Consider the following 20207-nt stretch of genomic DNA (forward strand, 5'->3'; position numbering starts at 1 on the left):
TGCTTGTTTTTGAGAAACGTGGGAGGCGGCGTGACAGCCACCGAGCAGACCGAGGCAGCGCGCCCGCGAGGCACGCGTCTGCCGCGCCGGGCCCGCCGCAATCAACTTCTCGGCGCGGCACAGGAGGTCTTTGTCGCCCAGGGGTACCACTCCGCGGCGATGGACGACATCGCCGAGCGGGCCGGCGTCAGCAAGCCGGTGCTCTACCAGCACTTCCCGGGCAAGCTCGACCTCTATCTCGCGCTGCTCGACCAGCACTGCGACGCGCTGCTCCAGGCGGTCCGCGCGGCGCTCGCGTCGACGTCCGACAACAAGCTGCGCGTGGCCGCGACGATGGACGCGTACTTCACGTACGTCCAGGACGAGGGCGGCGCGTTCCGCCTGGTCTTCGAGTCCGACCTGACGAACGAGCCCGCGGTCCGCGAGCGCGTCGAGAAGGTCACCCTGGAGTGCGCGGAGGCGATCTCCGAGGTCATCGCCGAGGACACCGGCCTGTCCAAGGACGAGTCGATGCTCCTGGCCGTCGGCCTCGGCGGCTTCTCCCAGGTGGTCGCGCGCTACTGGCTGGCCAGCGGCAGCCAGGTCGACCGCGACAAGGCCGTCCAGCTGCTGACCTCACTGGCCTGGCGCGGCATCGCGGGCTTCCCGCTGCACGCGTCCGAACAGAACTGAGACCCGCGCGGGCCGCAAAGGATGCGAAGTATTCCGGCCCGCTGTTCGCTGCCAGCGTGCAGCGTCACGGACTTTCCCGTCCCCTCACCGGGCTAATGTGTGCGGAGTACGGCGCGGCAGTTCGCGCACATGACTGAACGTCGGAGGGACATAGCCGTGGAGGTCAAGATCGGCGTGCAGCACGCGCCCCGCGAGATCGTTCTGGAGAGCGGTCAGACCGCCGAGGAAGTCGAGAAGGCGGTGGCCGAGGCGCTGAGCGGAAAGTCTCAGCTGCTCTCCCTCAAGGACGACCACGGCCGCAAGGTCCTGGTTCCGTCGGACCGCCTCGCGTATGTCGAGCTCGGCGAGCCGACCGCACGCAAGGTGGGCTTCAGCGCCCTCTAGAGCGGACGCTGGAACAGCAGACATAAAAGGGTGTGGCCCGGTGGTTCAACCACCGGGCCACACCCTTATGTTCACTTCTTTGTTCACCTGCGACCGGGCGTACGGAGGATTGCATTCCGGCCGCTTCGGGTAGGACCGGCTACGACCGATTTGCACCTAGCCGCGCGGGAGGACTCATGATCTTGGAAGCTCTCGGCTCCGCCCTGCTCGGTCTGGCCTTGGCCTGGACCGCGGCCCAGCGGCTGCCGCACCGGCTGCCGTCCCGCAATCTGGTGCTCGCGACGGGCGTCGCGGGCGCCCTGTTCGGCGCCTTCATCACGCACTCGGCGCTCGGCCCGGACCACACACTGGGCACCCTGGCCGGCGCGGTCGTTCTGTCGGGGGCCCTTCTCTCGCTGCTCCTGCGCCCGGACGGCCGACTCCGCCGCTCAGCCAAGATCAGCCCTTCCGGCGTCTAGCAGCCTCTCCGGAGTTCGGCCAAGCCCCTCCGGAGTTCGGCCGAAATCAGCCGCTCCGGCGTTTGAGGAGCGGGGGTCCGGGGGCAGCGCCCCCGTGACCTCGGCCCAAGACGACCCGCACCATGAGCGGAGCTCTACGCGGCCAGCCCCAACGCAGCCATGCGCTTGGTGTGCGCCTCGGTGATCCGCGAGAACATCCGGCCCACCTCGGCCAGGTCGAACCCGTCGGCCACGCCCCCGACCAGCATGGTCGACAGCGCGTCCCGGTCCGCGACCACGCGCTGCGACTGCGACAGGGCCTCGCCCATCAGGCGCCGGGCCCACAGCGCGAGCCGGCCGCCGACGCGCGGGTCCGCGTCGATGGCGGCGCGCACCTTCTCGATGGCGAAGCTGGCGTGGCCCGTGTCGTCGAGGACGGCGAGCACCAGCTTGCGGCTGTCGGAGTCGAGGCGGGCCGCGACCTCGCGGTAGAAGTCGCTCGCGATCGAGTCGCCGACATAGGCCTTGACCAGGCCCTCCAGCCAGTCCGACGGCGCGGTCTGCTTGTGGAAGCCGTCGAGGGCGGCCACGAAGGGCTCCATCGCCTGGGTCGGGTCCACGCCGATCGCCGCGAGCCGCTCGCTGAGCTGCTCGAAGTGGTGGAACTCGGCGGACGCCATCTTGGCCAGCTCCGCCTTGTCGGCCAGCGTCGGCGCGAGCTTCGCGTCCTCCGCGAGCCGCTCGAAGGCAGCGAGCTCGCCGTAGGCGAGCGCTCCCAGGAGATCGACGACCGCGGCCTGGTACTGCGGGTCGGCGGAAGCCTTCGCCCAGTCCTGGGCGGCGATTCCGGTGGGCTCCTCGGCAGTGGCGGCGGTGTCCGTGGCGTTGTCAGGCGTCTCCATGCAGCGCAGAATAGCCCGCTCGGCGGGTGGCGGAAGTCCCTGGTCAATGCTTGTGACGGCGATGACGTGACCAATTCGGCCGACACGCCTGCGCGTATCCGGGGTACAGTGGTAATGCGCCCGCTGGGTTGAGGTAGAGGAGCAGTTCTTCTCTATGTGACTCGCGGGCCGCAAGAATGAGGATGCCCGGTCGGTGGCCCGATCGGCTCCGACCCGACAGCCCTCCCAGGCGGCGTACGACAGTGTGCGTACCACCGGAGGGGACCTCAGCGGCATGAGCGCTCGAGCGACGGCAGTGGTCCCGTACCGCCCATTGTGTCTAGAAGCACAGTTTGGGAATGCAGCCTCGCAACTGCGACCGGATGCACTTGGCACGGTCACGACCCCCCGCGTTCGCCTCGCGCCGCGTCTCACAGAAGAGGCAGCACCCTGACTACGTTCCGAGACCTCGGGATCCTTCCCGAGACGGCCGAAGCCCTTGAGGCAGTCGGCATCACGTCCCCCTTCCCCATCCAGGAGATGACGCTCCCCGTCGCCCTTTCCGGCACGGATGTCATCGGCCAGGCCAAGACCGGCACCGGCAAGACGCTCGGCTTCGGCCTGCCGCTCCTCGAGCGCGTGACCGTTCCCGCCGACGTCGAGGCCGGCCGCGCGCAGCCCGAGGAGCTCACCGACGCTCCGCAGGCGCTCGTCGTCGTCCCGACCCGCGAGCTGTGCCAGCAGGTCACCAATGACCTGCAGACCGCCGGCAAGGTGCGCAATGTGCGCGTCCTCGCCATATATGGCGGTCGCGCTTACGAGCCGCAGGTCGAGGCGCTCAAGAAGGGCATCGACGTCGTCGTCGGTACCCCGGGCCGCCTGCTCGACCTCGCGGGCCAGAAGAAGCTCAACCTCAAGCACGTCAAGGCCCTCGTCCTGGACGAGGCCGACGAGATGCTCGACCTGGGCTTCCTGCCCGACGTCGAGAAGATCATGAACATGCTTCCGGCGAAGCGTCAGACCATGCTGTTCTCGGCCACCATGCCGGGCGCGGTCATCGGCCTCGCGCGTCGCTACATGTCGCAGCCCACGCACATCCGCGCCACCTCGCCCGACGGCGAGGGCGTGACCGTCGCGAACATCAAGCAGCACGTGTTCCGCGCGCACAACATGGACAAGCCGGAGATGGTCTCCCGCATCCTGCAGGCCGACGGCCGCGGGCTCGCGATGATCTTCTGCCGCACCAAGCGCACGGCGGCCGACATCGCCGAGCAGCTCGAGAAGCGCGGCTTCGCCTCCGGCGCGGTCCACGGCGACCTCGGCCAGGGCGCGCGCGAGCAGGCCCTTCGGGCTTTCCGCAACGGCAAGGTGGACGTCCTCGTCTGCACCGACGTCGCCGCGCGCGGCATCGACGTCGAGGGCGTCACGCACGTCATCAACTACCAGTCTCCGGAGGACGAGAAGACGTACCTCCACCGCGTCGGCCGCACCGGCCGCGCGGGCGCCAAGGGCATCGCGATCACGCTGGTCGACTGGGACGACATCCCGCGCTGGCAGCTGATCAACAAGGCTCTTGAGCTGGACTTCAACGACCCGGTCGAGACGTACTCCAGCTCCCCGCACCTGTACGAGGAGCTGAACATCCCGGTCGGCACCAAGGGCACCCTGCCGCGGGCCGAGCGCACCCGCGCCGGTCTGCGGGCCGAGGAGCTCGAGGACCTGGGCGAGACCGGTGGGCGCGGGGCGCGCGGCGGTCGTGGTGGCTCGCGTCGTGACGCGGCTCCCGTCGTCGAGGAGGAGCGTCCGGCTCGTACGCGTACGCCGCGTCAGCGTCGTCGCACGCGGGGCGGGTCCTCGGTGGACGAGGCCGCGGCTTCGACTGCCGCTGTGACTCCGGCTCCGGTTGCCGAGGAGGCTGCCTCCTCGGAGGAGCCGCGCACGCCGCGTCGTCGCCGGACGCGCAAGGCCGTCGCCGAGGTGGTCGAGGCTCCGGCCGCGGCCGAGGCAGCGGTGGACACCGCCGAGGGTGAGGCTCCGGCCAAGCCCCGTCGTCGCCGCACCCGCAAGGCTGTCGCCGAGGCGCCGGTCGCCGAAGCCGCGGTCGAGCCTGCGGCGTCGGAGCCTGCGAAGCCGGTGCGTCGCCGGACGCGGAAGGCTGCCGCCCCTGCTGAGGCTTCGGCCCCGGTCGAGGCTGCGCCTGCCGAGGCTTCGGAGGGCGAGGCCAAGCCTCGTCGCCGCCGGACGCGCAAGGCTGTTGAGGCTCAGCCCGAGGGCTAGTAGCCAGCTGTTCTGCCTGATGGCCCGTTTCCCCTGGTGGGGGCGGGCCATCAGTCTTTTTCCCCGCCCCGCCCCTTCCCGAAATCCTGCGGAGCCTTCCGCCCTGCGGGCGGTGTCCTCAAACGCCGGACGGGCTGATTGATCGAGGCCGAGCTCGATGAATCAGCCCGTCCGGCGCTTGAGGACTTTCGGGAAGGGGCGGGGCGGGGAAATCAAACGTTAGCCTCAACCCATGAGCAGGCCGCCCACCTTCACACCCCCGCCCGGCACGCGTGCCTACCGCATGCGCACCCCGCGAGGGGAGTTCGCCGCCCTGGACGCATGCCCAGACACCCCGAAGGGGACCGTCCTCCTCCTGCCCGGCTACACCGGCAGCAAGGAAGACTTCATCGCCCTGCTCACCCCCTTCGCGAAAGCGGGCTACCGCGCGATCGCCGTGGACGGCAGGGGCCAGTACGAGTCCGAGGGTCCGGCCGACGACCAAGCACCGTACGCCCAGGCCGAGTTGGCCCAGGACGTGCTGGCGCAGGCGGGGACGCTGCAGGGGCCCCTGCACCTGCTCGGCCACTCCCTGGGCGGGCTCATCGCCCGCGCGGCCGTCCTGCGGGACAGGGCCCCCTTCGCCTCGCTGACCCTGATCTCCTCGGGGCCCGCGGCCATCTCCCCCTCCCAGCAGGAGCGCGTGAAGCTCCTCGGCGACGCGCTGTCCGTGATGGACATGGCCCAGGTCTGGGACGCGATCCAGGCAATGGAAGGGGCCGCCGCCCCGGAGGACACCGACACCGATGACGCCCTGAGGGAACGCTGGCTGCGCAACAGCCCGGCCCAACTCACCGCCACCGGGGCCCAGTTGAGGACCGAGCCGGACCGGGTCGCCGAGCTCGCCGCCCTGCCGCTGCCCAAGCACGTCCTGTCGGGGCAGCAGGACGACACCTGGCCGGTGCCGCTCCTCGACGAGATGGCCGTACGGCTCACCGCCCGCCGGAGCGTGATCGCGGGGGCCGACCACTCCCCCAACACCGACCGGCCCGAGGAGACGGCGGCGGCCCTCATCGCCTTCTGGGACGCCCAGTAACGACGCTCAGTAACGCGCCTGCAGGTGCTCCCAGAACCCGTCCCGCAGCGCCCGCCGCAGATCCGCCTGCCCGCGCAGCGAGTACTGCAGCAGTCCCTCCGCCTCGACGAGGAGCTCCTGGTCCACCGGCCCGGGGAGGTAGGGGTGCCCGGGCAGCAGTTCGCTCAGCGCGTCCTGGCCGCGCGCCGCGAGCCAGGTCGCGGCGAGCTGGGCGCCGACGAAGCGCACGGCTTCGCGGGTGGGGCGGGTGGGGCTCGGCTCGAACGTCGTGACCGTGCGGCGTGAGACGTACGGCTTGAAGAAGTCCAGGTCGAAGGTGCGCTGACTGTCGACCTCCCAGAGCAGCGGCTCGGCCTGGTTGCGGCCGTCCGGGGCCTCGATGCCCCACAGGTGGACGCGCGCGCCGTACCCCTGGGCGGCCTCGACCGCGGAGACCAGGTCCTCGTCGCCGCCGATCAGGGCCGCGTCGCTGATCGCGCGGTGCCGGGCCAGGGACTCCAGGTCCGTGCGGATCAGGGAGTCGACGCCCTTCTGCTGGTTGCTGGCGTTGAGGTTGCCCAGGCGGACCTTGACGTCGGGGAGCTCGGCGATGGACTGCTGCTCGGGGGTGTGGATGCGCCTGCGGGCACCGTCGTACCAGTAGACGCGCAGCAGCCGGCTGTCCGCGAAGATCGTGCGGGCCTTGTCGATGAGGGCGTCGATCAGGCCCTCGGCGTCTAGGTCGAAGGCCCGGCGGTCCTCCGTGCCGGTGGCGAGGCGCCCGGCGGCCGCGTACAGATAGCCGGCGTCGACGAAGATCGCGTGCGTCGACGGGGTCTTGGCGACCTCCGCGAGCATCCGCTGCAGCAGCGCATTGGTCTGATCGATTCGGGCACCGAGGGACTCGAGTCCGCCAGGAGTGTCACTCGAGGCCGGGTCGTCATCTTCCATAGGGCACCCATTGTCCCGGCGGTCACGCGGTGAACACAAACGGTCGCGCTACTCGTGAGTAGTTAGGCTGAAAAAAGATTTCCTTAGCTTAGGGAATGTTTGTAGGGTGCATCTCGTTGGACAGATCAGTACGGCACCACGTACCGCACTCGCACCAACAGTTCTCCAGCAGGAGGATCAGACGAAGGGAGAAGCCTCATGCGCTTCGAAATCATGCGCCTGGACGACGTCGACGGCACCGCCGTGGACACCACCGTCGTGGACGCCGCCTCCGTCAACCGGATCGTGCAGCAGGCCGCCGCAATCGGCCAGCGCATCCTGATTCGGCCGGCCGACAGCTCGGCTTCATAACGCGTACGCAGCAGCGCGCCCCCGTACCCAGCGAGGTACGGGGGCGTTTTGTGTTCTGTACGTCAGCGGGCGCCAAGTGCCGCGGCCGGTCGCGGCGCTAGCTGCCCTGGATCACCTGGGTGACACCGTTGATGATCTGCTGCACCGCGATCGCGGAGAGCATCATGCCCGCGAGCCGCGTCACCAGGACCACGCCGCTGTCCTTGATCACGCGGATGATCAGCAGCGAGTAGCGCATGACCACCCAGAGCACGACGTGCATGGCCACGATCGCGGCCCAGACCGACACCTGGCCCTTGGCCCCGTCGGCGTTCTGCACGGCCAGGATGACCGAGACGATCGCTCCCGGGCCCGCGAGCAGGGGCATGCCGAGCGGAACCAGGGCGACGTTCACGTCCTTGGTCTGCTTCGGCTCGTCGGTCTTGCCGGTCAGCAGATCGAGCGCGATCAGGAGCAGCAGCAGACCGCCCGCGATCATGAGCGCGGGCACGGAGACATGCAGATAGTCGAGGATCTGATGCCCGACCAGCCCGAAGACGGCGATGACGCCGAAGGCGACACAGACCGCCTGGAAGGCCATCTTCCGCTGCACTGCGGCGGGGCGGCCCGCGGTCAGCGCGAGGAAGATCGGGGTGACCCCAGGGGGGTCCATGATCACAAATAGGGTGAGAAAGAGGGATCCGAAGACGGCAGCGTCGAACACAGTAGGCCTTGCATGAGATGAGAAACGTTGTGGGCAGGCGTGCCGCAGGGCGGCACGGGTGGGCACAACCTTGGGTGCCGGACACCGGAAGAGTTGGGCCGAGCAGGACTAGGCGCTCGCTCCGCCCGCACCCGGCACGGGGAACGCCCCGGTCGCGCGGCGGGTGATCTCGCCGTAGACCTCGGGGTCCGTCGTGAACTCGCCGAGTACGCAGGTCTTGCGACTGCCGTGGTAGTCGCTGGACCCGGTGGCCAGCAGGCCCAGGTCGGCGGCGAGTGAGCGCAGTCGGGCGCGGGTGGCCGGGTCGTGGTCCATGTGGTCGACCTCGATGCCGTCGAGCCCGGCCGCGGCCAGCTCGGCTATGGCCGCCTCGGGCACGGTCTCGCCCCGCTTCAGGGCCAGCGGGTGCGCGAAGACGGTGACGCCGCCGGCCGCCTTGACCAGACGGATCGCGTCGAAGGGGTCGAGCTCGTGCTTCTCGACGTACGCCCGCCCGTCGTTGGCCAGCCACTCGGCGGTGAAGGCGTCCGAGACGGTACGTACGACGCCGAGCTCGACCATGGCCTCGGCGATGTGCGGCCTGCCGACGGAGCCGTCCCCGGCGATGCGGGCGACCTGCTCCCAGGTGACGTCGACGCCGAGGTCCCGCAGCTTGCCCACCATCGCCCGGGCCCGCGGCACCCGGTCGTCGCGCACGAGCTCCCGCTCGGCGGAGAGCTCGGGCTCCTCGGGGTCGAAGAGGTAGGCCAGCATGTGCAGGCCGGTGCCGTTCAGGCGGCAGGACAGTTCGGCGCCGGTGACGAGGGCGAGGCCGGGCGGCAGTGCCGCGATGGCCTCCGCGTACCCGCGCGTGGTGTCGTGGTCGGTCAGGGCGACCACGTCGAGTCCGGCGGCCGCCGCGTTGCGGACCAGCTCGGCCGGGGTGTCCGTACCGTCGGAGGCCGTGGAGTGAGCATGCAGGTCGATACGCATGACACATACTCCAGTGCTCTGACGGGGTGGGCGGGAACGCTCAAGGGTAACCGTTCGATTCGCACCGGAAATCCGGCCGGACGCTCGCTCAGGCCATCAGAATCCGCGGCGAGAGCGCCCCGCACGGCAGCAGCTCGACCTCGGCCCCCGCGTCCCGCAGGTCCGTGAGCACCAGCTCGTCGTACATCAGGAGACCCGACTGCTCCGGCCACACGATCGCCCAGAGCCACAGGCCGCGCGCCTCCCCCGCGAACACCGCCCGGTCGTCGGGCGTGCCGGAGACGTGCCACAGCGGGGTGGGCCGGCCGGCCGCGAGGAGCTTGGCCTGGGGCGGCTTCTCGACGGCGATGTGCGGGCCGGGGTCGGGCCCGTCGATGCCCGCGTACCGCGCGCCGAGGCCGACGCCGAGCTCCTCGGCGACGAGGACCAGCTCGCCGATGCCGCCGAGCGGACCAGGTCCCGAGCAGGCGACGGCGGTGGCGCGGCCGCCGCCCCGGTCGTCACCGGCGCAGGCCACGCCGGTGAACAGCCAGCCCACGGGAAGCGGCCACGGCATCCACACGGGGACCCGCGACCGGTGCACGACGACGCTGAGGGCCTCGACGCTCGGCGGGATCACAGGCTGCAGCGGATGTACGGTCCCGTGCACGTCGCACTGCCACGAATCGGCGAAGAGACCGGGAGCCCTGACCCGGCCACCACACTTCGGGCAACTGGGTTCGCCCCTCATAGCGCCCCACGGTCCTCCGTGGTCGTCGTCGCGTCAAGGACGATCACCCGTCCGGATGCGACGGCCCCTCCGACGTCAGAGGTCGAGGCCAGTGGCGGCGTCAGTCCAGCGGCACGGACCTGCGCAGCGGGTCGCGCAGATCCGTGCCCTGGGCCAGCCACCGCTCCTGCAGTGCCTCCGCGCCGTGCACCCGCTTCCACGCCGCCTCGTTGGGCGTCATCGGAAGGAGGGGCAGGAAGCGGACCGGGTCCATCGGGTCGTCCAGCTCCAGGTCCTCGACGAGGCCGCCGGACTCCGCGACCAGTACGGAGGTGAACTGGGCTTCGGGCCACAGGGGTTCGCCCGTGTCGAGCGAGGCGCCGGGGGCCACGACCAGGCCCTCGACCTGGGGGGACGCGGCCAGGACCGCGAGCGGGCGGAGCACCTTGTCGGTCTCGGCGCGGCCGACGCGTACCGACAGGACCAGCTCCGCGCGGGGGCCGTGCACCGGGTCGGCGAGGGCCGCGGTGGGGTCGGTCATGGGGTGGGCCGACATGCCGAGGGTGGCGTACCGGACGACATCGCCGTCGGTGAAGCGCAGCACCTCGATGCGGTCGGTGCCGAGGAACGTCACCGCTGCCCGGGCGTCGGGTTCGCCAAGTGCGGTGCGCAGCCTGGCCTCTACCAGGGCAAGAACGTCAGCCATGCCGCCGAGCATACGTACCGTATGGAGAGGGCAAAGACGGGCCTTGACACTTCTGTCGGCTGATAGTCTTGGCCGCTGGTCAGGGCGACACGCTGAAGCGTTGTTTTCGAGCCCGACAAACCGTCCCTCATGGGGGACCGGCCGGAGGAGGTGGGGCTGATGGATCGAAGTCGACCGTGCAGTACCACCCGTTCTTCCGCCCTGTGACTGCTGGTTGAACCGCAGCTTCGGCATTCCGCACGACGGAAGAGCATCTCGTCTTTAGCTTTCTGCTTGATCCGAGTGCTTGATTCTTGAGTCAGCAGCGAAGGTTGTTCACCGCGATGGTGCGGTGCCACCCGCTTTGCGGATGTGCCGGGTTCATCCCGTTCGAGCCCTTTACGTCCCCATTCCGGGTTGTGCCACCTGCCGCGGGCAGCCGCGTTGCGAAGGAGCCTGCCATGTCGATGATCCGTGACCTCCGCGCCGCCGTCCGCCCCCAGCTCCGCAAGGAGCGTGCCCCGTACAGCCCGTACGACACCACCCGGGACCCGGCCGCCATCAGCGCCGTCGTGGACTGCGCCGTCTACCGCGACGGCCGCCGCGTGAAGCCCGATGCGGACGAGGCGTGCCTTACGCCGCACGACGCGATGCTGCAGGTACGCCGCGACGGGGGCTTCGCCTGGATCGGGCTGCACGAGCCCACCGAGGCCGAATTCTCGGGCATCGCCGCGGAGTTCGGGCTGCACCCGCTGGCCGTCGAGGACGCGGTGCACGCGCACCAGCGGCCGAAGCTGGAGCGGTACGACGACACCCTGTTCACCGTCTTCAAGACCATCCACTACGTCGACCACGCCGAACTCACCGCCACCAGCGAGGTCGTGGAGACCGGCGAGGTCATGTGCTTCACCGGGCGGGACTTCTTCATCACCGTGCGGCACGGCGGCCAGGGCTCGCTGCGCGCGCTGCGGCACCGGCTGCAGGACGACCCGACGCTGCTCGCCAAGGGGCCGAGCGCCGTCCTGCACGCGATCGCCGACCACGTGGTGGACGGCTACATCGCGGTCGCGGACGCCGTGCAGGACGACATCGACGAGGTCGAGATCGATGTCTTTTCGCAGACCGGCAAGGGCGGGCCGCGCGGCAAGGACGCCGGGCGGATCTACCAACTCAAGCGCGAGGTACTGGAGTTCAAGCGCGCGGTGTCGCCGCTGCTCCGTCCCATGCAGCTGCTGAGCGAGCGGCCGATGCGGCTCGTCGACCCGGACATCCAGAAGTACTTCCGTGACGTGGCCGACCACTTGGCGCGCGTGCAGGAGCAGGTCATCGGCTTCGACGAGCTGCTCAACTCGATCCTGCAGGCCAACCTGGCGCAGGCGACCGTCGCGCAGAACGAGGACATGCGCAAGATCACTTCGTGGGCGGCCATCATCGCCGTACCGACGATGATCTGTGGCGTGTACGGCATGAACTTCGACTACATGCCGGAGACCGACTGGGAGTACGGCTACCCGATGGTGCTCCTCGTCACGGTCGGCATCTGCTTCACGATCCACCGGGCACTCAAGCGCAACGGGTGGCTATAGGCGGGCCGGCGGGGGCCTCTAATAGGCTGCGCCCCATGACTCTCTCGTCCCCGCTCGACCAGGCCCTCGTCGAGGAGGCCACCAAGAAGTCCGGCCTGATCTGGGTCCAGGGCTCGGGGCCCGCCCGCGCCCTGTGGCACGCCTGGCACGAGGGCGCGGCGCACGTGGTGGGGGACGGGCCGGGCGAGCAACCGCTGCCGGGGCTCTCCGACGGGGCGCGGGCCGAGGTGACCGTGCGGAGCAAGGACAAGGGCGGTCGGCTCGTGACCTGGTCGGCCAAGACGGTGGAGCTCTCGCCGCACTCTACCGAGTGGGAAGCGGCGGTGGCCGAGCTCAAGGGGAAGCGGTTGAATGCGCCGGACAGCGAGCAGATGACTGAGCGTTGGGCTCGGGAATGTCGTGTGCTGCGCCTTGAGCCGCGAGAGGTTGAGGCCGAGGTGCCCTCGGGCTCGCTTGCGGCGGCGCCTCTTCCGAGTGGGGCGACGACACGTGAGGCCATTCCGGGCTCGCTGCCCAAGCTGCTTTTCAAGCGCCGCAAACGCTGAGCACCGTTGTCATCTGCGGGCCCGGTGGGGGCTGGTCGCGCAGTTCCCCGCGCCCCTGACGGGGGCGCCCCCGTTCGGGGCGCCTGAGCCGTCAGCCGGAAACTTCCAAGTCCGCCATCTCATCCTTGGCCGGTGGCTTCAGAGGTACCGACTTGCCCCAGTCCGTCAGCGTCAGGCTGCCCGCGTTGCCCGCGCGGACCAGGCGGAGGGGGTACGGCTTGCCCTCCAGGGAGACGTCGAGGGTGCCGCCGTTGCCGTTGGACGCCGCGAGCTGGACCGTGCGGACCGAGTCAACGGTGTCCCGGCCGCCCTTCGTCACCTTGCCGTGCAGGTCGAGCAGCATGCCGAGCAGCTCGTCCTTGTCGGTGTAGGAGACGAAGCGCTTGTACTTCGGGTCGCCGGGCGCGACCTGTACGTACTTGGCGGACAGCTTGTCCTTGCCGCCGCCCTCCTCCAGCTGGGAGGCGTCCGCCTGCATGAAGACGTCCTCGCCGATGCGCAGGAGGCGGAAGGTGACCCCGCCGTCGGTGATCTCGCCGGTGCCGCCCTCGCCGTTGAGCCGCATCTTGATGCGGTACGGCTCGCCCTTGACCACGAGGTCCGCGCTGACCTGGACCGAGTCGGCGGCCTTCGCCGCGGCGCTCGCCTGGCTCTGGATCTTCGTGGCGGAGAGCTTCCCGACGCCGTTGGTCCCGGCGTCCGGGTCCTCCTTGCCGCAGCCCGTGAGACCCGTCAGGCCGGCGGCGAGACCCGCGCACATCGCGCCGACGAGTGCCGTCCGGCGGGCCCGGCCCAGGGGGATTGCGAACACGTGCGGCACTGCCTCTCATCCGGGTGTCCAAAGGCGCAGTACGGCAGCGTACCGGTGTCCTCTACGTCACCAGGCAGAGAGTCGCGCGGACGCCCGGGGAAGCCCCACCAGGGCGTATCCGATCACTACGTACTAGCCTGAAGCCCGTATTAAGCGACAAACAAGGGCCCGAGGGAGGCGTGCGGAATGGCGGCAGGCGCCCCCCGGATCTTTGTGTCGCACCTGGCCGGCACCGCCGTCTTCGACCCCAACGGCGACCAGGTCGGCCGGGTCCGCGACCTCATCGCCATGCTGCGGGTCGGCAACCGGCCGCCGCGGCTGCTCGGCCTGGTGGTGGAGCTGTCCACGCGGCGCCGCATCTTCCTGCCCATGACCCGGGTGACCGGCATCGAGTCGGGCCAGGTCATCAGCACGGGCGTGATGAACGTACGCCGCTTCGAGCAGCGCCCGACCGAGCGGCTGATCCTCGGTGAACTGCTCGACCGGCGGGTCAGCATCGTCGAGACCGGCGAGGAGGCGACCGTCCTAGACGTGTCCGTGCAGCAGCTGCCGGCCCGCCGGGACTGGGAGATCGACCGGGTCTTCGTACGAAAGGGAAAGGCCGGCGCACTCCGGCGCAAGGGCGAGACACTGACCCTCGAATGGTCGGCCGTGACCGGGTTTTCGCTGGAGGAGCACGGCCAGGGCGCGGAGAACCTGCTCGCGACCTTCGAGCAGCTGCGCCCCGCCGACCTCGCCAACGTCCTGCACCACCTCTCCCCCAAGCGGCGCGCCGAAGTGGCCGCCGCCCTCGACGACGACCGCCTGGCCGACGTCCTGGAGGAGCTGCCCGAGGACGACCAGATCGAGATCCTCGGCAAGCTCAAGGAGGAGCGCGCCGCCGACGTCCTGGAGGCGATGGACCCGGACGACGCGGCCGACCTGCTCTCCGAGCTCCCGGAGGACGACAAGGAGCGCCTGCTCGGCCTGATGGAGCCGGACGACGCCGCCGACATGCGACGCCTGATGCAGTACGAGGAGCACACGGCCGGCGGTCTGATGACGACCGAGCCGATCGTGCTGCAGCCCGACGCCACGGTCGCCGACGCGCTCGCCCGCGTACGCAATCCCGATCTGTCACCGGCGCTCGCCGCGCAGGTGTACGTCTGCCGGCCGCCGGACCAGACGCCGACCGGCAAGTACCTGGGCCTGGTGCACTTCCAGCGGCTGCTCAGGGACCCGCCGTTCACGCTGGTCGGGTCCATGCTCGACAAGGATCTGCAGTCCCTCGACCCGGACACCCCGCTGCCCGCGGTCACCGCCTTCTTCGCGACGTACGACATGGTCGCGGCGCCCGTCGTGGACGAGAGCGGCTCGCTGCTCGGCGCGGTCACCGTGGACGACGTACTGGACCACCTGCTGCCGGAGGACTGGCGCGAGTCGGAGTTCCACGCCGGTGAGGGCGAGCACCCCGGGGAGGCCGGCCATGGCACCCACGGCTGACCGCGAGCGGGAGCCGCGCCCCGAGGGCAGGCCGCGCATCCGGCTCGACCTGCCGCGCGCCACGCGCCGCAAGCTGCTGCCCGACTACGACCCGGAAGCGTTCGGGCAGATGTCGGAGAAGATCGCCCGGTTCCTGGGGACCGGACGGTTCATCGTCTGGATGACGATCATCATCACCGTGTGGATCGTCTGGAACGTCACGGCCCCGACCGACCTGCGCTTCGACCCGTTCCCGTTCCTGTTCCTGACGCTCGCGCTGTCGCTGCAGGCCTCGTACGCCGCCCCGCTGATCCTGCTCGCGCAGAACCGGCAGGACGACCGGGACCGGGTCAATCTGGAGCAGGACCGCAAGCAGAACGAGCGCTCCATCGCGGACACCGAGTACCTGACCCGGGAGATCGCCGCCCTGCGGATGGGCCTCGGCGAGGTCGCGACCCGGGACTGGATCCGGTCGGAACTGCAGGACCTGGTCAAGGAGATGGAGCAGCAGCGGGCAGCGCTCCCCTCGGTTATTCCCGCAGAGCAGGTCGTACGGAGTGACGAAGGCGACCGCCGCTAGGCCTTTTCGGGCTGTCACCCATCCGCCGTACCATTCCCGTATGGCTACCGACACGTATCCGACCGAGGACGCGATCCGCGAGGCGCTCTCCACGGTCAATGACCCCGAGATCCACCGGCCGATCACCGAGCTCGGCATGGTCAAATCGGTGGAGATCGGGGCGGATGGTGCGGTCGCCGTCACCGTGTATCTGACGGTCTCCGGCTGCCCGATGCGCGACACGATCACCACGAACGTCACCGAGGCGGTCTCCCGCGTCGAGGGCGTCACCTCCGTCTCCGTCACGCTCGACGTGATGAGCGACGAGCAGCGCAAGGAGCTGGCGACCGCGCTGCGCGGCGGCACCGCCGAGCGCGAGGTGCCGTTCGCCCAGCCCGGCTCGCTGACCCGGGTGTACGCGGTCGCGTCCGGCAAGGGCGGCGTCGGCAAGTCCTCCGTGACGGTCAACCTCGCCGCCGCGATGGCGGCCGACGGCCTGAAGGTCGGCGTCGTGGACGCGGACATCTACGGCCACTCGGTGCCCCGCATGCTCGGCGCGGACGGCAGTCCCACCCAGGTCGAGAACATGATCATGCCGCCGACGGCGAACGGCGTGAAGGTCATCTCGATCGGCATGTTCACGCCGGGCAACGCCCCGGTGGTGTGGCGCGGCCCGATGCTGCACCGCGCGCTCCAGCAGTTCCTCGCGGACGTCTACTGGGGCGACCTGGACGTCCTGCTCCTGGACCTGCCGCCGGGCACCGGTGACATCGCGATCTCCGTGGCCCAGCTGGTGCCGAACGCCGAGATCCTCGTCGTGACCACCCCGCAGCAGGCCGCCGCCGAGGTCGCCGAGCGCGCCGGCTCCATCGCCGTGCAGACCCACCAGAAGATCGTGGGCGTCGTCGAGAACATGGCGGGGCTGCCCTGCCCGCACTGCGACGAGATGGTCGACGTGTTCGGCACGGGCGGCGGCCAGCGGGTCGCAGAGGGCCTCACCAAGACCACCGGCGCGAACGTCCCGGTGCTCGGCTCCATCCCGATCGACGTCCGGCTCCGCGAGGGCGGCGACGAAGGCAAGCCGGTCGTCCTGACCGACCCCGAGTCCCCGGCCGGCGCCGCACTGCGCGCGATCGCGGGCAAGCTCGGCGGCCGTCAGCGCGGCCTGTCGGGCATGTCGCTCGGGATCACGCCGCGCAACAAGTTCTGACTTCTTCCGTACGCGTACGTCGATGGGGCGCCCCCTGATCAGGGGGCGCCCCATCGACGTACGTACCGGAAATCAGTGACCGTCAGGCGTACTCGGTGATGTCCTTGACCACCGAGAAGGCCAGGCCGTACGCGCTCATCCCGCGGCCGTACGCACCCAGGTGGGCGCCGCTCCGGGTCGAGCCGGCGAGGACCCAGCCGAACTCGGACTCGCGGTAGTGGAAGGACGTGGGCACGCCGTCCACGGGGAGCGTGAGCGTCGACCAGTCGGAGCCCTGCAGGTCGTCGGCGAGGACCCAGGCGGTCTCCGTCTGCTGGTCCAGCCAGTCGCCGCGCAGGGTGTGGTCCATCTGGCTGGGCCAGGTGGCATTCAGCAGGCCGACCCCGGCCAGCCAGGCCGCCGAGGAGACCGAGGTGGCCTCCAGGACGCCGGTGCCGTCGGCGCTGCGCCGCACCGGGTTGGCGGCGACGGTCACCACGACCGCGAAGCGCTCCTTGGCACTGCTGTCGTCACGTGTCTCCGAGCGCACCGTGGGCTCGTCGCCGTGCCCGATCGAACCGTGCTCGACCGCGCCGTCGGCCGCGGCGCCGACCTGCATCAGCCAGCGCGGTCCCGTGAAGGCCTCGTCCAGGCCGTACCACGGGAACGGCGCCAGCAGATAGCCGTCGACCGCGCGTGCACCTGTGTGACTGGTCGTCGTCTCCATGTACCCGGCCGCCTCCTCGATCTCTCCCGGTCCGGAGCGGCCCGCCCCCCTCGGGCGTCCTGAGTCCGGACAACAACAGAGGAATATAGCGGCGAGGCGTTCGCGGGTCGGTCAGGTGGCGTCTGCGTCGAACGGCGGAGGCGCGTCCTTGGCCGGATTCGCGGGCTTCTTCTCGAGGTCGGGGCTGCCGCCCTTGCCGAGATTGGGGCCGTCGCCCTTGGTGAGATTCGGGCTGCCGGCGTCCTTGCTCAGATCGGCGCGGCCGGCCGCGGCCGGGGTGGTGGCCGGCTCGGCCTCGGTGCCGTTCACGGCGTCGGTGACGTCGTTGATCTCTTTGCGCAGGTCGAAGCCGTTACGGATCTCCTTCAGCCCCAGTTCATCGCTGTCCAGCTGCTTGCGGATGAACTTCTTGGGGTTGAGGTCCTCGAACTCGAAGTCCTTGAACTCCGGGCCGAGTTCGTCGCGGATATCCTGCTTGGCGCTGTCGGAGAAGGCCCGGACTTTCCGGATAAAGCTGGAAACGTCCTGAATGACCTTCGGCAGCTTGTCCGGGCCGAAAACGAGCACGGCAAGGACCACGAGCGTCACCAGCTCAAGTGCGCCTATGTCGTTGAACACCTTGCAGCTCCTTGCCATGTCCGGGCGGGAACCACGGTACCCGGCGATCCTGTATCGCCGGTACTGTCCCGGGGCCCTTGCGTCGACGGAAGGGCGACCTTCCGCCGACTTTCAGGTAACCCCCCGGGAATCGGCCGGGCTTCGGTCGGGAATCGGATTCCGTCGTCAGTTTCCTTCGGAGGCGCCGAGCACGAGGGACAGGGTCCGCTCATCGCCGCCGCGCTTCAGGGTGAGTTCGAGGCGGTCGCCCGGGCGATGGGCGCGGATCTTGATGATGAGTTCCTCGCCGGTGTGGATGCGCTGGCCGTCGACCGCGGTGATCACGTCACCGGCCTTCATGCCCGCCTTGGCCCCCGGCCCGCCGGGATTCACCGACGGACTGCCGTCGGCGCCCTTGTCCGCGACGCGGGCGCCGTCGCCCGTGTACTTGGTGTCGAGGGTGACCTCGATCACCGGGTGGGTCGCCTTGCCGGTGTTGATCAGCTCCTCAGCGACGCGCTTGCCCTGGTTGATCGGGATGGCGAAGCCGAGGCCGATGGAGCCGGCCTGGCCGCCCTCCGACTCCGAGCCGTCGCTCGCCGAGCGGATGGCGCTGTTGATGCCGATGACGTGGGCATCGGAGTCGACCAGCGGGCCGCCCGAATTGCCGGGGTTGATGGGGGCGTCGGTCTGCAGCGCGTCCACATAGCTGACGTCGCTGCCGTCCGCTTCCTCGCCGCCGGCGGTGATCGGGCGCTCCTTGGCGCTGATGATCCCCGACGTCACGGTGTTCGCCAGGTCGAAGGGGGCGCCGATGGCCACGACCGGGTCGCCGACCTGGACGTTGTCGGAGTTGCCGAGCGGCAGCGGCTTGAGGCCCTTGACGTTGCTGACCTTGACGACCGCGATGTCGTAGCCGCCGTTGGCCCCGATGAGCTTGGCCTTCGCGGTCTCGCCGCCGCTGAAGGTGACGGATATGTCGCCGCCCTCGCTCGCGGGCTGCACCACGTGGTTGTTGGTGAGGATGTGGCCCTTGTTGTCGAGGACGAAGCCGGTGCCGGTGCCCTGGCCGCCGTCGCCGCTGACGTGCAGGGTGACGACGCTGGGCAGCGCGCTGGCGGCGATCCCGGCGACGCTGTCGGGGGCACGGTCCTTGGATCCCTTGGCCACCTGCGGGAGTTTGACCTCGCCCACACCGCCGTTGCGCTCCACGTACGCGCCCACACCGCCACCGATGCCGCCCGCGACGAGGGCGATCAGCAGGGCCCCGACGAGCAGCAGACCGCGCCGGGGCTTACGGGCGGGCGCCGCGGCGGGGCCGCCCGAGTGCAGCAGGGGCTGGGGGTGCGGGGAGCGCCACGGGTCGTACTGCTGCCACTGGCCGGTGGGCGTGGCGGCGTGGGGCTGGGGGGTGCCACCGTGCGTGCCGTTGGGCTGGTGGGCGCCGTTGGGCTGGTGTGGGGGGTTGGGCTGCTGCTGCTGAGGATGGGGCTGGTGCTGCGCGTGGGGCTGCTGCTGGGTCACCGGCTGCGGGGCCGTCGGTCCCTGGGGGTTTCCGGCGTACGGCGGTGTGGGGGTGCCGTGCGCGGGGGTGCCGGCGGGGTGCGCCGGGGTACCGGGGTGGTGGGGCGCGGCCTGCGGGTGCGGGGCGGCCGGCGCGGGCCCGGCCTGCGGGGGCACCGGAGCGGCGGTCGAGTGGGGTATCCCCTGCTCGGGCGCAGCCGGGAGCTTGGGGACAGCCGTTCCCTGGGCGGGAGTTGCCATCGGGTGCTGCACCGGGGGCGCGGGGGCCCACGGGCCGGGCTCGCCGTACGGCGGGGTGCCGTAGGGGTCCGGGGCGTGGCGGGGCTTGGGCCGGTCGGAGGCCTGGGCCGGGGTTTCGGAGCCGGGCTGCGCGGGCCGGTCGGCCGGCGCGGCCTGCGACGGCTGCGGCGCGTCCGACACGGGCTGGGCGTCCTGCACGGGTGGCAGCTCCTGCGTCGGCTGCGCGTCCTGCACCGACCCGCCGGACGGCGAATGGCCGGAGGCGGCCGGGAGTCGGGGCTGCGCAGGCGGCTCGGTGCCGTCGGCCCCGGAGGCTCGCTCGGGCTGCGGCTGCGCGGATCCCGATATCTCGTCGGACACCTGGCCATGCCGCCCCTCGGGCCCCTCAGGCGCCTGATCGACCGCATCGGCCTCGGCGCCCGGCACACCCGGCCGGGGTCGGCTCCACCACTTCGCCTTCACCTTCGGCCCGGTGGGCTCCGCCTCGTCCATATTTCTGCGCTCTCCCCACACCCTGATCCACGGCTCGGCCCGCCTCGACGAGCACGGTCCCCCGAGGATTCAACCAGGTCCCCGAACGCCCGTGCAGTGGCCCCAGGGCCTGTCTTCAAACTCCCGCCTGCCCCGCAACGCCTGGCACGCGCCCCCACTGCCTTAAAGGCGTGGGAGGTGCCCCCTCTCGCCGCACCGGGCAAAGCCCCAAGTACGTCCCAGTACGAGGACCTTCACCCGGCACGCCGAGAGCACGCACCAACCGCAGACATCAGCTGCTCCGCAGCGGGCGCAGGGCCGCCCTTCGGGCGACGACGGGAGTTTGAAGACAGGCCCTGGGGACGGACAGGGTTCGGCGGACGCGCATCCGGCGCGAGCAATCAAGACATAGCCCGCAAAG

At 70.4% G+C, this 20207-nt stretch carries 21 protein-coding genes; 11 read left to right on the top strand and 10 right to left on the bottom strand.

The genetic code is table 11. The annotated features are described in order from the left end of the window. Positions 1-30 precede the first annotated feature (30 nt). The 3 genes from OG430_RS18320 (at position 31) to OG430_RS18330 (ending at position 1514) form a co-directional block, all read left to right on the top strand. Positions 31-672, top strand: coding sequence for a TetR/AcrR family transcriptional regulator (locus tag OG430_RS18320; RefSeq protein ID WP_327353601.1), 642 nt, complete (start codon positions 31-33; stop codon positions 670-672). Positions 673-828: 156 nt separating this feature from the next. Then, positions 829-1056, top strand: coding sequence for a DUF3107 domain-containing protein (locus tag OG430_RS18325; RefSeq protein WP_327359139.1), 228 nt, complete (start codon positions 829-831; stop codon positions 1054-1056). 176 nt (positions 1057-1232) lie between these two features. Next, positions 1233-1514 (top strand): hypothetical protein, encoded by a 282-nt coding sequence (locus OG430_RS18330; RefSeq protein ID WP_327353602.1) that lies wholly within the window; start codon positions 1233-1235, stop codon positions 1512-1514. A 134-nt stretch (positions 1515-1648) separates the two neighbouring features. On the opposite strand, the gene OG430_RS18335 is transcribed toward OG430_RS18330, so the two are convergent. Then, on the bottom strand, positions 1649-2395 hold the full coding sequence (locus OG430_RS18335) for a ferritin-like fold-containing protein (protein WP_327353603.1): 747 nt from the start codon (positions 2393-2395) through the stop codon (positions 1649-1651). Between the two features lie 519 nt (positions 2396-2914). Between OG430_RS18335 and OG430_RS18340 the strand changes: the two genes are divergently transcribed. After that, complete coding sequence (locus tag OG430_RS18340) at positions 2915-4651, top strand: DEAD/DEAH box helicase (RefSeq protein WP_442816511.1); 1737 nt, start codon at positions 2915-2917, stop codon at positions 4649-4651. Positions 4652-4883: 232 nt separating this feature from the next. Further along, the gene (locus tag OG430_RS18345; protein ID WP_327353604.1) at positions 4884-5726 is read left to right on the top strand and encodes an alpha/beta fold hydrolase; all 843 of its coding nucleotides are present in this window, start codon (positions 4884-4886) and stop codon (positions 5724-5726) included. Positions 5727-5732: 6 nt separating this feature from the next. Here OG430_RS18345 and OG430_RS18350 read toward each other — a convergent pair whose 3' ends face one another. Then, positions 5733-6656: an NYN domain-containing protein gene (locus OG430_RS18350; RefSeq protein ID WP_327353605.1), complete on the bottom strand. Its 924-nt coding sequence runs from the start codon at positions 6654-6656 to the stop codon at positions 5733-5735. A gap of 198 nt (positions 6657-6854) precedes the next feature. Between OG430_RS18350 and OG430_RS18355 the strand changes: the two genes are divergently transcribed. After that, positions 6855-7007, top strand: a complete 153-nt coding sequence (locus tag OG430_RS18355; protein WP_327353606.1) for a hypothetical protein — start codon at positions 6855-6857, stop codon at positions 7005-7007. A gap of 97 nt (positions 7008-7104) precedes the next feature. Here the strand turns inward: OG430_RS18355 and OG430_RS18360 are convergent, their stop codons facing one another. From OG430_RS18360 to OG430_RS18375, 4 genes are all read right to left on the bottom strand, one after another. Further along, the gene (locus tag OG430_RS18360; RefSeq protein ID WP_327353607.1) at positions 7105-7710 is read right to left on the bottom strand and encodes a MarC family protein; all 606 of its coding nucleotides are present in this window, start codon (positions 7708-7710) and stop codon (positions 7105-7107) included. A gap of 108 nt (positions 7711-7818) precedes the next feature. Then, positions 7819-8682, bottom strand: coding sequence for a PHP domain-containing protein (locus OG430_RS18365; RefSeq protein WP_327353608.1), 864 nt, complete (start codon positions 8680-8682; stop codon positions 7819-7821). An 88-nt stretch (positions 8683-8770) separates the two neighbouring features. After that, complete coding sequence (locus OG430_RS18370; protein WP_327353609.1) at positions 8771-9412, bottom strand: DUF6758 family protein; 642 nt, start codon at positions 9410-9412, stop codon at positions 8771-8773. Positions 9413-9512: 100 nt separating this feature from the next. Further along, positions 9513-10097, bottom strand: a complete 585-nt coding sequence (locus OG430_RS18375) for a suppressor of fused domain protein (protein WP_327353610.1) — start codon at positions 10095-10097, stop codon at positions 9513-9515. A gap of 440 nt (positions 10098-10537) precedes the next feature. Between OG430_RS18375 and OG430_RS18380 the strand changes: the two genes are divergently transcribed. Then, positions 10538-11662: a magnesium and cobalt transport protein CorA gene (locus OG430_RS18380; protein WP_327353611.1), complete on the top strand. Its 1125-nt coding sequence runs from the start codon at positions 10538-10540 to the stop codon at positions 11660-11662. Between the two features lie 35 nt (positions 11663-11697). Then, entirely contained in the window at positions 11698-12207 is a 510-nt protein-coding gene (locus OG430_RS18385) for a hypothetical protein (RefSeq protein WP_327353612.1), read from the top strand. A 91-nt stretch (positions 12208-12298) separates the two neighbouring features. On the opposite strand, the gene OG430_RS18390 is transcribed toward OG430_RS18385, so the two are convergent. Next, entirely contained in the window at positions 12299-13018 is a 720-nt protein-coding gene (locus OG430_RS18390) for a hypothetical protein (protein WP_327353613.1), read from the bottom strand. 186 nt (positions 13019-13204) lie between these two features. On the opposite strand from OG430_RS18390, the gene OG430_RS18395 reads away from it, so the two are divergent. Genes OG430_RS18395 through OG430_RS18405 form a run of 3 tightly spaced genes read left to right on the top strand, consistent with a single transcriptional unit; the run spans position 13205 to position 16248 of the window. Beyond that, a complete protein-coding gene (locus tag OG430_RS18395) occupies positions 13205-14500 on the top strand; it encodes a magnesium transporter MgtE N-terminal domain-containing protein (RefSeq protein ID WP_327353614.1) in 1296 nt (431 codons plus the stop codon). Continuing rightward, positions 14484-15059: a DUF1003 domain-containing protein gene (locus tag OG430_RS18400; RefSeq protein WP_327353615.1), complete on the top strand. Its 576-nt coding sequence runs from the start codon at positions 14484-14486 to the stop codon at positions 15057-15059. Before OG430_RS18395 ends, OG430_RS18400 begins: the two co-directional genes overlap by 17 nt. A gap of 40 nt (positions 15060-15099) precedes the next feature. Continuing rightward, positions 15100-16248, top strand: coding sequence for an Mrp/NBP35 family ATP-binding protein (locus OG430_RS18405; RefSeq protein ID WP_327353616.1), 1149 nt, complete (start codon positions 15100-15102; stop codon positions 16246-16248). An 82-nt stretch (positions 16249-16330) separates the two neighbouring features. Here the strand turns inward: OG430_RS18405 and OG430_RS18410 are convergent, their stop codons facing one another. The 3 genes from OG430_RS18410 to OG430_RS18420 form a co-directional block, all read right to left on the bottom strand. Beyond that, positions 16331-16954 (bottom strand): hypothetical protein, encoded by a 624-nt coding sequence (locus OG430_RS18410; protein WP_327353617.1) that lies wholly within the window; start codon positions 16952-16954, stop codon positions 16331-16333. A gap of 111 nt (positions 16955-17065) precedes the next feature. After that, entirely contained in the window at positions 17066-17572 is a 507-nt protein-coding gene (locus OG430_RS18415) for a sec-independent translocase (RefSeq protein WP_327353618.1), read from the bottom strand. 165 nt (positions 17573-17737) lie between these two features. Then, on the bottom strand, positions 17738-19807 hold the full coding sequence (locus tag OG430_RS18420) for a S1C family serine protease (RefSeq protein WP_327353619.1): 2070 nt from the start codon (positions 19805-19807) through the stop codon (positions 17738-17740). Positions 19808-20207 lie beyond the last annotated feature (400 nt).

Source organism: Streptomyces sp. NBC_01304 (assembly GCF_035975855.1).
Classification (GTDB): domain Bacteria; phylum Actinomycetota; class Actinomycetes; order Streptomycetales; family Streptomycetaceae; genus Streptomyces.

Coding starts and splice junctions, on each gene's coding strand:
- OG430_RS18420 (WP_327353619.1), bottom strand. CDS start 19,807: ATGGACGAGGCGGAGCCCACCGGGCCGAAGGTGAAGGCGAAGTGGTGG.
- OG430_RS18355 (WP_327353606.1), top strand. CDS start 6,855: ATGCGCTTCGAAATCATGCGCCTGGACGACGTCGACGGCACCGCCGTG.
- OG430_RS18370 (WP_327353609.1), bottom strand. CDS start 9,412: ATGAGGGGCGAACCCAGTTGCCCGAAGTGTGGTGGCCGGGTCAGGGCT.
- OG430_RS18395 (WP_327353614.1), top strand. CDS start 13,205: ATGGCGGCAGGCGCCCCCCGGATCTTTGTGTCGCACCTGGCCGGCACC.
- OG430_RS18400 (WP_327353615.1), top strand. CDS start 14,484: ATGGCACCCACGGCTGACCGCGAGCGGGAGCCGCGCCCCGAGGGCAGG.
- OG430_RS18340 (WP_442816511.1), top strand. CDS start 2,915: ATGACGCTCCCCGTCGCCCTTTCCGGCACGGATGTCATCGGCCAGGCC.
- OG430_RS18335 (WP_327353603.1), bottom strand. CDS start 2,395: ATGGAGACGCCTGACAACGCCACGGACACCGCCGCCACTGCCGAGGAG.
- OG430_RS18345 (WP_327353604.1), top strand. CDS start 4,884: ATGAGCAGGCCGCCCACCTTCACACCCCCGCCCGGCACGCGTGCCTAC.
- OG430_RS18365 (WP_327353608.1), bottom strand. CDS start 8,682: ATGCGTATCGACCTGCATGCTCACTCCACGGCCTCCGACGGTACGGAC.
- OG430_RS18410 (WP_327353617.1), bottom strand. CDS start 16,954: ATGGAGACGACGACCAGTCACACAGGTGCACGCGCGGTCGACGGCTAT.
- OG430_RS18380 (WP_327353611.1), top strand. CDS start 10,538: ATGTCGATGATCCGTGACCTCCGCGCCGCCGTCCGCCCCCAGCTCCGC.
- OG430_RS18350 (WP_327353605.1), bottom strand. CDS start 6,656: ATGGAAGATGACGACCCGGCCTCGAGTGACACTCCTGGCGGACTCGAG.
- OG430_RS18330 (WP_327353602.1), top strand. CDS start 1,233: ATGATCTTGGAAGCTCTCGGCTCCGCCCTGCTCGGTCTGGCCTTGGCC.
- OG430_RS18385 (WP_327353612.1), top strand. CDS start 11,698: ATGACTCTCTCGTCCCCGCTCGACCAGGCCCTCGTCGAGGAGGCCACC.
- OG430_RS18375 (WP_327353610.1), bottom strand. CDS start 10,097: ATGGCTGACGTTCTTGCCCTGGTAGAGGCCAGGCTGCGCACCGCACTT.
- OG430_RS18405 (WP_327353616.1), top strand. CDS start 15,100: ATGGCTACCGACACGTATCCGACCGAGGACGCGATCCGCGAGGCGCTC.